The 12870-nt window shown below is 56.1% G+C and carries 10 protein-coding genes; 3 read left to right on the top strand and 7 right to left on the bottom strand.

Annotated features, from left to right (window positions below):
- Positions 1-302: 302 nt before the first annotated feature.
- Positions 303-941, bottom strand: coding sequence for a methyltransferase domain-containing protein (locus tag EXR70_22740; protein ID MSP41314.1), 639 nt, complete (start codon positions 939-941; stop codon positions 303-305).
- Positions 942-989: 48 nt separating this feature from the next.
- A complete protein-coding gene (locus EXR70_22745; GenBank protein MSP41315.1) occupies positions 990-1739 on the bottom strand; it encodes an SDR family oxidoreductase in 750 nt (249 codons plus the stop codon).
- Positions 1740-1840: 101 nt separating this feature from the next.
- Here EXR70_22745 and EXR70_22750 point away from each other — a divergent pair, with 101 nt between their 5' ends.
- Together EXR70_22750 and EXR70_22755 are read left to right on the top strand one after the other, a co-directional pair.
- On the top strand, positions 1841-3097 hold the full coding sequence (locus tag EXR70_22750) for a GTP-binding protein (GenBank protein ID MSP41316.1): 1257 nt from the start codon (positions 1841-1843) through the stop codon (positions 3095-3097).
- Between the two features lie 72 nt (positions 3098-3169).
- Positions 3170-4429 carry a diaminopimelate decarboxylase gene (locus EXR70_22755; GenBank protein ID MSP41317.1) on the top strand — a complete coding sequence of 420 codons (1260 nt, stop codon included), beginning with the start codon at positions 3170-3172 and terminating at the stop codon, positions 4427-4429.
- A 658-nt stretch (positions 4430-5087) separates the two neighbouring features.
- Here the strand turns inward: EXR70_22755 and EXR70_22760 are convergent.
- The 4 genes from EXR70_22760 to mutL form a co-directional block, all read right to left on the bottom strand.
- The gene (locus tag EXR70_22760) at positions 5088-5666 is read right to left on the bottom strand and encodes a hypothetical protein (GenBank protein MSP41318.1); all 579 of its coding nucleotides are present in this window, start codon (positions 5664-5666) and stop codon (positions 5088-5090) included.
- A gap of 356 nt (positions 5667-6022) precedes the next feature.
- Complete coding sequence (locus tag EXR70_22765; GenBank protein MSP41319.1) at positions 6023-7642, bottom strand: M20/M25/M40 family metallo-hydrolase; 1620 nt, start codon at positions 7640-7642, stop codon at positions 6023-6025.
- A gap of 13 nt (positions 7643-7655) precedes the next feature.
- Positions 7656-8573, bottom strand: a complete 918-nt coding sequence (gene miaA / locus EXR70_22770; GenBank protein ID MSP41320.1) for a tRNA (adenosine(37)-N6)-dimethylallyltransferase MiaA — start codon at positions 8571-8573, stop codon at positions 7656-7658.
- Positions 8574-8621: 48 nt separating this feature from the next.
- The gene (gene mutL, locus EXR70_22775) at positions 8622-10370 is read right to left on the bottom strand and encodes a DNA mismatch repair endonuclease MutL (protein ID MSP41321.1); all 1749 of its coding nucleotides are present in this window, start codon (positions 10368-10370) and stop codon (positions 8622-8624) included.
- Positions 10371-10521: 151 nt separating this feature from the next.
- Between mutL and EXR70_22780 the strand changes: the two genes are divergently transcribed.
- Entirely contained in the window at positions 10522-11052 is a 531-nt protein-coding gene (locus EXR70_22780; protein ID MSP41322.1) for a hypothetical protein, read from the top strand.
- Positions 11053-11180: 128 nt separating this feature from the next.
- On the opposite strand, the gene EXR70_22785 is transcribed toward EXR70_22780, so the two are convergent.
- Positions 11181-12620, bottom strand: coding sequence for a UbiD family decarboxylase (locus EXR70_22785; protein ID MSP41323.1), 1440 nt, complete (start codon positions 12618-12620; stop codon positions 11181-11183).
- Positions 12621-12870: the final 250 nt, after the last annotated feature.

Consider the following 12870-nt stretch of genomic DNA (forward strand, 5'->3'; position numbering starts at 1 on the left):
GATCCATAGCTGCCGCGATTTGGCGCTTTGTTTTCCCGGCTTGGCTAAGTCGGCAAAGCGTACAGCGCTCTTCAAGCGAAAACTGTTGATACTTTTGTCCCATAGCAACACCTTATCCCAATAGTGTTGCACTTCGCTTGTGAATCTAGAGCATCCATCTTCATCCTCACTGCGTCAAAAACCTGGATACCGTCCTGCGCCGGTATGACGGAAAGAACGTCACGTTCGAGTCAACAAATTCAACAACTCGAAGGGGCCGACAATTTGGAAACTTCGTGTACTTCTTAGTGAAAACAGCTATATCAGCTAATCTTCCGCACTAGCATGATGCCGTCGCGCACCGGCAGCAGGACGTTTTCCACGCGGGGATCGTTGCGGATGCGTTTGTTGAGCGCGTCCACCGCGGCGGTGCGCGGATCGGTGGGATTCAACACTCTGCCACCGAGCAACATATTGTCGAGAACGATCAAACCGCGCGGACGCGTCAGTTCGAGACAGTGATCGTAGTAGGCGCCGTAGTTTTCTTTGTCGGCGTCGATGAAGCAAATATCGAACGGACCCCAGACTGTTTTTAATGACTCCAGCGCAGGTCCGAGTTTGATTTCGATCTTATGGCCGTGGGGGCTTTCGGCAAAATAGCGCTTGGCGATCTCGGCGGTTTCCGGATTGATATCGCAGCTCACCACGCGGCCGTCTTTAGGCAGCGCCTCGGCCCACGCCAGCGCGCTGTAGCCGGTGTACATGCCGATCTCGAGGATGCGCCGCGCGCCGGTGATGCTCGCGAGCATTTTCAAAAATTGCCCTTCGAGAGCGCCGACCATCATCTTGTGGCTGTGCATCTTCGAATAGGTTTCCACCCACAGCTTGTCATGCAGCGCCGAGAGCGGCTTACTGCAGCGTTCCGCGTAGTCTTCAATACCTATCGGCCGAACATCAAGCATCTAAGTCCTACCAATCCGACTCTTCCTAACTCACTAAATCACTAACCCCTATGACCCCGTCAGCCGCATGCCGCCGTCCACCGGCAAGATCGCCGCGGTCACCATCGACGCTTCATCCGACGCTAAATACACCGCCGCGTAGGCGACATCTTCCGGTTCGCCGATCCGGCCAATCGGCACGCGGGTTTTGTAGCGCGCCAATTTTTCCGGCGTCGAAGTATCGACCATCGGCGTGCGTGTCGGTCCTGGGCAAATGCAGTTGACGCGAATGTTGTCCTTGGCATGGTCCATCGCCATCGCTTCGGTGAGCGTCACCATGCCGCCCTTGGAGGCGCAGTAAGCCGCCCTGCCGCCTTGGCCGACGATGCCCGAGCGCGCCGCGATGTGGAGAATCACGCCGCCGCCGCGCTTTTTCATTTCCGGGATCGCCAAGCGCGACACCGTGAAGGCGCCTTTCAAGTTGATATCCAGCGTGCGGTCCCAATCCTCTTCGCTGATCTCGGTGATGCTGCCGTTGGTGCGCACCCCGCCGCTGTTGACGACGATGTCGATACCGCCCAACTGGCGCACGGTTTCGTCGATGAAAGTTTTCATCTGCGCCGAGTTCGACACATCGCCGGGCCAGAAGAGTGCTTTGCCGCCGAGCTTTTCCACCTGCGCCACGGTTTCGCGTCCCTTGGATTCCGTCGGCGACGTCCCCGCCACCGCGGCGCCCTCTTTGGCGAACATCAGCGCGATCGCTTGGCCCAATCCCGAGCCGAAGCCGGTGATAAACGCCACCTTGCCTTTGAGTTTCATGGTCAAAAACCTCCGCGAGTGGACAACATATACAATTGCCGCGCGGTTGACTCAACTGCCGGCGGTTGTTATTTTTTTACCATCCAACGAGGAATTCATTCATGCTCGACAATAGCGATCATCGCATACCCGTAACCATCCTCACCGGCTTCCTAGGCGCCGGCAAAACCACGCTCCTCAATCGCATCCTCACCGCCGACCACGGCCGGCGCGTAGCCGTCATCGTCAATGAGTTCGGCGAAGTCGGCATTGACCATCACCTGTTAATCTCTTCCGATCAGGAAGTGGTCGAGATGAGCAACGGCTGCATTTGCTGCAGCGTGCGCGGCGATTTGTTACGCGCCCTTTTTCAACTGCTCGAACACCGAGAAAAGTTCGACACGTTGATGATCGAGACCACGGGACTCGCCGATCCGGCGCCGGTCGTGCAAAGCTTTTTCATCGACGAGCGGATCAAGAGCGAGTACGCCCTCAACGGCGTGGTCACCGTGGTCGATGCTAAACATATTTTTCAGCAACTGAGCAGTTCGCCCGAAGCCAAAGAACAGATCGCGTTTGCCGACATGGTGTTGCTCAACAAGATCGACCTGATCAATCCCGAAGATCTGCCCGAGTTGGAATTCAAACTAAGAAATCTAAACGGCGCCGCGCGGGTCTGCCAGACGCGCAATTCCGACATCGACATCGGCATGATTCTCGATCTGCGCGCCCTCGATTTGGAAATCAAAGCGTCGAAGCACGATCACCATCACGCCCACACCGAAGACATCGAGACCGTGGCGATTGAAATCGCCGGCGATCTCGACGGCGTCAAGATCAGCCAATGGTTTCGCGAGCTGATCGCGGAATTCGGCGAGCACATCATGCGCATGAAGGGAATTTTAAACCTGCGCAAAGATCCCGATCAGTTCGTCTTCCAAGGCGTCCATTTGTTATTCGAAGGCCGTCCCGGCCGCTCTTGGGCGGAGACCGAAGACCGCATGAACCGCTTGGTCTTCATCGGCCGCAATCTTAATAAAGAAAAGATTACCCAGGGTTTCATGAACTGCATCACCACGGAGGGCGAATACGCTTCGTCCGACGATGTCGATCCCTACGGCAAAAAGCAGGACGTGTCGAAGTTCACCTTGGATCAAATCCGCTACTGGGTGCAGACGATTTTAGAGTTTCCACCCGACGCGCCCATCGTCGTCAAGGAAGTCCCCTGCGTCAAAGCCGGCTGCCCGCCGGTGGAAACCGCGCTAATGGTTTTCTTGAAGAACGAACCGCCGCGCACGTTCAAGATTCTCGCCCGGATCAACGACGTGAATTTCGATCATGTGTATAACTTGATTGAGAATCCGTTGCCCTGCTGCTAAAAGAAAACTTTCGCAGCATTGCCGATTCACAACGACGAGTCCAAATAATTTCGCCATTTGTGAGGAGTTGTCATGTCCACTCAACCGGTCCGCGGTGAAACTCTGTTTCTGACGCCTGAGCAAGCGGCCGAAGCCCGCGAACGTTTCGCCACGCCTTGTTACGTTTATTCGCGTGCGATCTTGGAAGCCGCCGCCAAGCAGGCGCTGGCGATTCCCGCTCCCTACGGCTTTACCTTACGCTACGCCATGAAGGCCAACCCAAGCCTGGGCGTGTTGAACGTCTTCCGCGCGTTGGGCCTCCATAACGACGCCTCCAGCGACCATGAGGTCGAGCGCGCGCTACGCGCCGGATTTACCGCCGAACAGATTCAACTGACTTCGCAAATGCCGTCCAAGCGCTTGGCGGAATGGGTCAAGCGCGGCGTGCGCTACAACGCTTGCTCGTTGCATCAACTCGAACAGTTCGGCAAAGCCGCACTCGGCGGCGACGTATGCGTCCGCATCAATCCCGGTCTTGGTAGCGGTTCGACCAAACGCACTAACACCGGCGGCCCAGCCTCGAGCTTCGGCATCTGGCATGAATATTTGCCCGAGGTCAAAGCGCTGGCCGCGGCGAACAAGGTGCGCATCGCCCGGCTGCACACGCATATCGGGTCCGGCAGCGATCCAGAAATGTGGAAGCGCGTGACGCGCATGTCACTCGACATCGCCGAGCGGCTGCCCGACGTTACTACCATCAATCTCGGCGGTGGCTTTAAAGTTGGCAGAATGCCGGATGAAGTATCGACCGATCTACAAGACATCGGTCAGCATGTGCGCCGAGAGCTCGAAGCGTTCCGCGAACGCACCGGCCGCGCGCTGCATCTGGAGGTGGAGCCTGGCACCTATTTAGTCGCCCGCGCCGGCGCCATCGTCGCCACCTGCGTCGATGTCGTCGACACCGGCAAGGACGGCTATATCTTCGCCAAGCTCGACACCGGCATGACCGAAGTGACGCGCCCATCTCTCTACGGCGCCCAACATCCAATCGAAGTGCTCGCGACTGGCAGAGACGAAGTCGATGTTGTCTTCACCGGACCTTGCTGTGAGTCCGGCGACATCCTCACACCGGCGCCCGGCGACCCCGAAGCCCTCGCCCCGCGCCGCGTGCCGCGCCCCCAAATCGGCGACATCGTAGTCGTCGGCGGCGCCGGCGCCTACTGCGCCGGCATGGCAACGATCAACTACAACTCTTATCCGCAGGCACCGGAAGTGATGTTAGAAGTGGATGGAACGTTTCGCGAGCTGCGCAAGCGACAGCGGCTTGAACAGGTTTGGACGAACGAGGCGTAGAGTTAGCTGGACACCGCCCAGATGGTGACCACCAATAGTATTTCTCTCGGACTTTTAAAATTCTCGGCTGGCGGCAACGACGTGACTTCCGATCATGTCACATACTTGATCGAAACGCCGTTGCCATGGTGGTGAGTCCGAACAGGAGCGCAGACTCTCAGGCCGCCGGGAAAAATGCGGCGTGGGAAAAGAAAGGATCACCCATTCCTTCCTTGACCCTGATCCCCATCACTCGATTCGGCGGCGCACTAGAGATCCGATGGCCATTCCAATTCCCGATGCAATGCTTGAAAAGATCAATGGACTAACAAAACTCGCCACATATATTATCGTCAGGGTAGGATATTCAACCAAGTATGGAAGCGTCCGGAACAAAGTATACCAAAGAAAAGCCTGATGTGATCGACGAGAACACTTTCCAGTTATTACTCAAACACCGGACATTAACGTAACTAGACAGACCCAGCAACGCTCCAAACCAGAATATCAAATGCCAGAAATCACGACGACTATACCCCTCGTCGTATAAGTCTGGTTGCAGGACAAATGGCGCAATCGATATCAATCCACTCAGAAGGAATCGAACAGCCCACGTTCTGATTGTTCTATCTATAAAGTCTACGATTTGCTGCATGTGATTAAGATCGTACTATATCTACTACTTCCAAATCAGCTTCTCTTTGATTGGCGCAACAATTTCCCATAGGCACGCCCGCTCGCCCACATTTAGAAATGTGGTGAATTCGGCCCCACCTCCGAAAGAACCTACAAACCGCATTACTCCAAGCCTTTTTTCGCCAAACCTAAAATCGAACCTCTCCCCTTCGTTTGCATTCGCAAAATCATGCAATCGCTTCCCCTCTGACTTGGAAAATAAGAACTTGGCTTTGAACGAGGAATCATCCTGCAGGGTATCCATTTTGAGTTGTTTCTTAGAGTGCGGACTGGTCTTCGCTGATTCCTTTTTTCCGTCTTTACCCTCTAAAACTCGAGTTCGTGCGTGTTCCAACATTATTGAGACAATCTCTTTTGCTGAAATCCGAAAATAGGGAACACGTTCGGCAAAAATTACGTATGATCCTCTTCGATCATCTACCTCTATAGATTGCCAATTCTCTGGCTGCACACTCGGTATATTGTGAACAATGCGTAATAGGTCAAATGTAAGGTCCGTTCGAGTTGCGGCGGGACTGCTTACAAGCCCCATTGGCGTGGCGGCGAGGAATACAAAGATCATGCATAAGAACTTACTTGTCGAGGTAGCATGCCGTTGACTTAACCGTAGTTTAATACTCTGGTAATTCATCGTTTATTTTTTCCTAGGGGGACAACATTTATTGTCATAGCCGGGGGGCGAGATAACGTTCGCACACTGAGACGTTCGGATCATCAATTGGTTCGTGTCAGAACATCAGCCTCAGGTCTTGTAATACGACAAGAGCCCGGTACAAGAACACGTTGCAAGCATCGCGATTGATCATTAGGTACTCGCTCTTCTCCCCTCTCACAGTCGCTTGCAGATCGTCTCCAACCACTTGCACCGCTTGTCGTCCCAGCTCCGAAAATGCAAACAAGAATGCACCGGCTCCATTTCTACTCCACAGCCAACTTACTGACAATCTCGTAGATCGCCCGAATCGCCGTCGTCAGCCGTTCCACTGCCACGCGTTCGTCGACGCCGTGCACCAAACCCTCGCTGCTCGCCGTGCTCCGCTGCGGCGAAAAACCTAAACAAGGAATGCCTTTGGCGCGGAAGAAATGGCAATCGGTGAAGCCGCTGCCGACTGGAAACAAAATCGTCGCTTCGGGGTCGTGAGCTTTGGCGTAGTCGGTGATCACTTTCATCGCTTCGGGATTTAATGGCGAAGTCGCGGCGGTGCGCGAGAGCAAGACTTCGATCTTGATCGATTCGTCGGCGAGCACTTTGCGCAATTCAGCGATAAACATCTGCGCCTCTTCGCCGGGCAGCAAACGCACGTCGACTTCGGCGGATGCCTCGGCGGCGATCACGTTGATTTTCTCGGAGCCTTTGATGCCGGTAATCGAAATCGTGTTGCGCACCCGCGCGTTGTTGCTGCGGTCTTTGAGAAACTCGGCGGCGAACGAAGAATCTTGCAGGGCTTTGCGCAAGTCTAAATATTGTTCGCGCCGATTCGCCGGCGCGCTAGCGGCACTGTCCGCGTAGAACTTCTGCACCTCGGGCGTGACTTTGATCGGCGTCTGGAAGTTGGCAAGGCGATTCAACGCCGCGACCAGCTTGAGCACCGCCTGATTGTCTCCCGGCGACGCCGCATGGCCTGGCGTTCCCGGCGCCGTCAGCTTCAGCCAGAGCGGCACTTTTTCTGCCACACCGACGCTGTACTGACGCGCCTTGCCGTCGTCTCCGACGCGGATGCCGCCGCCTTCGTTGAACACCACGCTGACATCTTTGAAAAGCTCTGGATGCTTGTCGAGCAAGAATCCCGCACCGAACACACCGCCAGCTTCCTCGTCGGCGGTGCCGAGAAAAATAATATCGCCCTTGGGCTGAATGTTTTGCCGCTTGAGTGCCAGCAACGTCATCAACGCCATGACGCCGCCGCCCTTGTTGTCGAGGGAGCCACGGCCCCAGATCACACCGTCTTTCACCACGCCGCTAAACGGTGGCTCTTTCCACAGTCGCGCTTCGGCCGGCACCACGTCCATATGATGCATCAAGACGATCGGTTTTTTCGCGCCGCTGCCTTTCAGCCGAGCATAAAGATTCGCCCGCCCCGGCGCGGACTCGATGACGCGCGCTTCGATACCTTCGCGGTCTAAAATCGTTTTCAAAAACTGCGCGCCTTTAATTTCATTGCCCGGTGGATTGGTGGTGTCGACTTGAATGTAACGGCTGAGCATCGTCACCGCTTCGGCTTCGAGACCCTTCCAGTCGAACTTACTCTCCGCTGCATATGCCGGCAGTGTTGGCAATAACGCGAGCAACGTTGCCAGCATCACTAGATATCGCCCGGCTTTAAATTGACGAACTCTGAATCCTTTGACGGAAAATCGACTCCTCAGTTCGTCATACCGGCGAAGGCCGGTATCCAGGTTTTCGTCGGCCTTGCTGAGAAAGCGAAGATGGATGCCGGCCTGCACCGGCATGACGGAATATCTCGTCGCCGGAAGCCTGCCTCGATCGACGGCCCTGGGCCGAGAAGTTTCAAAGCCCCGCAACATTAATCGTTTCATTCCCAAGTCTCCTTTAACTGGCGAGAAATACTCTTGCCGCCGCGACGATTTCAATTGTCTCACGCGACTCGAACCAGCGAATCTCTTTGTCGCTACCGAACCAAGTGAGTTGACGCTTGGCCAGGCGGCGGGTTTCTTGCTTCATCTCTTCAACCGCGGCGTCCAACTCTTGTTCTCCATTCAGGACTTGACCCATTTGTTTGTAACCGACGCTGCACAGCGGTTTCAGCGTCAAGCTGTAACCCCGCGCCACGACGCTGCGCACTTCGTCCAACAATCCCGCTTCAACCATCCGTTCGCTGCGCCGGTTGATGCGATCGTATAGCTCAGCGCGCTCGCGCCGCAAACCGATTTTCAAAACCTCGAAGGGCTTTTCTTGAAACGCATGATCCTTCTGCCATTGGCTGAGCGGCTTGCCGGTCAGTTGAAATACTTCCAAGGCGCGAATCAAACGTTGCCGGTCATTGGCATGGATCGCCGCCGCTGCGTCGGCATCGACTCGCGATAATTGAAGATGCAGCGCGGCCAACCCTTCGCTGTCGATTTGCGCTTCCAAAACCTGGCGAATCTGCGGGTCCTGGCCTGGACCTTCGAATAGACCTTGGGTCAGAGCCTTGAGATAGAGCCCGGTGCCGCCGCAGACCATGACGGATTTTTTTCGACCATGAATTTGTTCAATGCTTTGCATCGCTCGGCGGCGAAATAGCGCAGCATTGAACTCGTCATCGGGATTAACGATGTCGATCAAGTGGTGAGCAACTCGTTGGCGGTCCAGCTCCGAAGGCTTGCCCGTACCGATATCGAGATAGCGATAAATCTGTTGCGAGTCGGCGTTGACGATCTCGGCGTCGATGGCCAGCGCCAATTCCAGCGCCAGTTCGCTCTTGCCCACCGCCGTCGGGCCGAGAATGATGATTAGCTTAGGCTTCAATTAAGTGCCACCTAATTGCACCAGATCTCGCGCCAAGCCATGAAACTATCACACCACGCGCTTGAACATGCGCTCCAGCTCGTCGCGGCTAAATTCCAGCAGCACGGGACGGCCGTGCGGACATTGAGTGGCGAAGGGAATCTGATCAAGCTCGCGCAGGAGCGCGCGCATCTCGTCGATTTCCAGCTGGCGATTGGCGCGAATCACGCTGTGGCAGGCCATCGTCGCTAAACGCTCTTCGAGATGTTGGCGCAGCTTGGCTGAGGTGTCGACCTCGGCGAGTTCCGAAACCATCTGGCGCATCAGCTGGCTGAAGTCTCCCTCGGGCAAAAGCGCCGGCACCGAAGTGATCGCATACGCGTCCGGGCCGAACGGCACGAGGCTAAAACCGATCTGTTCCAACAGCGGCAATTTCTCTTCGACCAACATCATCTCGCCGGCGCTCAGCGCCACCGATTGCGGAATCAGTAAATGCTGGCGCGCGACCTCACCGCTATTCAATTGTGCGCGCAACTTCTCGAACCCGACCCGCTCATGGGCGGCATGCTGGTCGACTAACGCCAAGCCGTGGGACGAAGCGCACACCAGATAGCAGCCGAGGATCTGTCCCAAAACCGTGAGCGAGGAAAAAAATCCCTGGTCGGGCATCATTTGGAGTTGTTGCGATTGCGCCGGCACGAAAAACGGCTGCTCGCGGAAATGCGTCGATCCGTAGGAAGAAACCGGCGGCAGCGAATAGGCCAAAGCCGATTCGCGCACCCCTGTGAACGAAGGCATCGTCGACGCATAACTGTGCAGCGACGGCTCCTTGGCTTCGACCCGGAGCGCCTGGCGAATCACCCGCGACACCGCTTCGTGGACATCGGACTGGCGGCGAAAGCGCACTTCGTATTTTGCCGGATGGACGTTGACGTCGACTTCGGCGAAAGGAATTTCCAAGAATAATAATACCGCGGGATACTGGCCTTTCATCAGCAGCGTGTCGTAACCCTGCATCACCGCGTGGGTGATGACTTTGTCGCGCACATAGCGCCGGTTGACGAAGGTGTAAACATGGCGCGCGTTGGGAAAAGAAGTCGGCGCCGAACTTAGATAGCCGCTAACGCGCAGCTCGTTCTGCCCGCCGTCGAAGCGCGTCATACTTTTGGCGACATCGCGGCCGAGGACCTGCTGCAAACGATCCTTGGCGTCGCCGACCGCGACGTAGTCCGCGATCGTGCGGCCGTCATGCTGCAAGCGAAAATGTACGTCGTGGCGCGCCAAAGCCAAGCGATTGACCACGTCGCAGATGTGGCTCAATTCGGTGGCCGGCGCTTTGAGAAATTTCTTGCGCGCCGGGGTGTTGAAAAATATATCTTTGATCTCGATGGTCGTGCCGCCGGCGGCCGGCGCGGCGTGAACTTCATCTTTCTTGCCGCCATCGACCCGCAATCGATGACCGGAAGCCGCCGCCGCAGGGCGTGATACGATCTCCATCTTGGCGACGGAACCGACGCTCGGCAGCGCCTCGCCGCGAAAACCGAGAGTCGCGATGTGAAACAGATCTTCGTCGTCTTTGAGTTTGCTGGTGGCGTGGCGCTCCACGGCCAAAGCAAGATCTTCCGGCGCCATGCCTTCGCCGTTGTCGGTGATGCGTATCAGCGTGGTGCCGGCCTTTTCGATCCAGACGAAAATTTCGCTGGCGCCGGCGTCAAGCGAATTCTCCATCAACTCCTTGACCACCGAAGCCGGCCGCTCGACCACCTCGCCGGCAGCGATGCGGCTCGCCATCTCATCGGATAAAACTTGAATTTTCACCGCTTATTCCTCAATCCCAACATAACCCAGCGCTGCCGGAGCGGCAACAAACCGTCTTGCTTTCCTTTTGCCCTGGCGATATGACCCGTTTGCGTAAGAAATCGCCACGGCTGCCGATAACCGAATAAAGAGCGCCATGAGAAGAGCCATCATGTTGAGAGAGCGAGCGAAAGTGAAAAGAATTTGCCAGCGCCTTGCCACAACACTGCCGGCGCTCGGCCTATTTGTACTTTCCGCCTGCACTTCGCCGCTGTGGTGGCATGAGCCCAACCGCGGCTTTATTTACCGTGGCTGGGGCGCCAACATCGTCGACCAAGCAACGGTCATCCGCGAGTGCGCCGCGCCCTATCCGGTGCTCGGCTGCGTCAAGCCTGAGACCATGACCGTCTTCGCCGTCAACAATCCCTACGTGCTGCGCCATGAGTGCCAGCATATTGAAAATATCATGAGCGGCAACGGCTCGGCGGAAAAACTCAAAGACGCTTTCTACGCGATCTTCGCGATCAACGATTTATTGACCGCGGCGACCAGCTTGCTGCCGGCGCCCAACGATTGCGGCGACGGCACCATGGCCGAGTGGCAGGACGGCAAAATAAAAACGGTGCACGCCAGCTACGATAATTTACAAGTGCTGCCCAGCATGGAGCAGTGGCAAAAACAAAACCCGCAGCCGCTGAAGTAGCGATTACACCTAGCTGTCATCCTGAGCGTTAGCGAAGGATCTCGCCTTCGATGCACACAGCCCTAAACGCAGGAAGGGCAAGCCGGCCTAAGCCAACTTGCCCTTCGTGGTTGTAGTCGATTTGACTGTTACTTCTTGCCGTTGGTGCCGAACAACTCGCCGCCCCATTTTTTCGCGGTGGCGTCCAACACTTCCCTGGGCGACTCGGCGACCGGCGGAAAGTCTTTTATCCATTCGTAGGGGCGGGTCGCGTCGATGATCGCCCGCGAGTTGAAACCCTTCTTGGTCGGATGAATGATCGGATCGAGCGGACCGCTCCAGCAACGGCGGAGAATATCGATATCGGCCTCCGGCTCGCAGCGGCTCGACATCGCCCAGATCATATCGTCAGTATTCGATGGATCGATGTCGTCGTCGACGACGATGACGAAGCGGCCGAGATAAGCGCCGGCGTGGCACTGCGAAGCGATCACCGCCGCCTGCTTGGCGTGGCCGGGATAGCGTTGTTTGATCGCAACGCACATCATCAAACGGCTGCCGCCGGAAACCGTCAGCCAGACGCCTTTGACATCCGGCACGCCGGCCTTTTCCATCTCATCCCAGATCAGCGCCGAGCGAAGATAGGAACGATACCAGCCGAGCTCCGCGGGCGGGCGTCCTGGAGGCGAACCGAGAATGATCGGATCGTTACGGTGATAGAGCCGTTTGACTTGCACCCAGGGCTCGGCGCGTTCGGCGCTGGCGTAGTAGCCGGTCCATTCGCCGAAGGGACCTTCGACCTTAGGTTGGTCGAAATGAACATCGCCTTCGATGACGATCTCGGCGTTGGCCGGAATCGGTAGGCCGGAGTATTCGCCTTCGATCATTTCGAAGGGCTCGCCGCGCAGACCGCCGATGAATTCATATTCGGGCACGCCGTAGGGAACTTCGATGCTGCCAGCCAAGAAAGTCAACGGATCGTGGCCGAAGGACATGGCGATTTTGAACGGCTCGCCGCTGGCCTGGTATTTTTCCCGCTGGATCCGTCCATGCTTGCCGGGAGAAATATAGAAGCCGAGCTTGTCCTTGTCGTGGATCATGACACGATAGGTGCCATAGTTGACCCAGCCCTCGTCGGGATCCCGCGTGATATCGACACTGCCGGTGCCGATGTAGCGGCCGCCGTCCTTGTCGTGCCACTTGGGCGTCGGGAACATGAACATGTCGATGTCCCCATCCTTGTAGACGTTGTCGAACAGCGGGCTTTTCTTGACGAACTTGGGCGGGATCGGTTTGATTTTTTTGTAATTGTCTTTCCAAATCTTGACGAAATCCATCTTGGTGTCGCCCGACGGCAGACCCAAGGTGAGCGCCAAACGCTTGCGCGAAGACAATGAATTCGACAGCACGCGAAAACCTTTGGGATAGTCTTTGATGTCTTCGAAAAGAACCGCGGGGCCATCCTCTTTATGGGCGACGATCTCGGTAATCGCGCCGATTTCCAGGTTCCAATCACAGCCTTTGAGGGTTTTCAGTTCCCCCATCTCGTCCGCGATTTGGATCCAGTCTCTGAGATCCTGATATTCCATTATTTCCTCCTGATTGATTTGGAAACGCTAACCGAAGGCGTAAAAATGCCGATGCCGACGACCTTAGCGAAATTCATGGTGGTAATCAAGACAATGAAATTTTCATGTTGTAGCAAAGTGATTATGTCAGGGGTTAACGGCAACGTAATTATGTCAGGGTGGAAGGATGACAACCCTGACAATGAAAGACGAGAAACGACTAGACGTAATTCAACGAGTATATCGCAGCGAGATCACCGTGGTTGAGGCC

The organism is Deltaproteobacteria bacterium, from assembly GCA_009692615.1.
Lineage (GTDB): Bacteria > Desulfobacterota > Binatia > UBA9968 > UBA9968 > DP-20.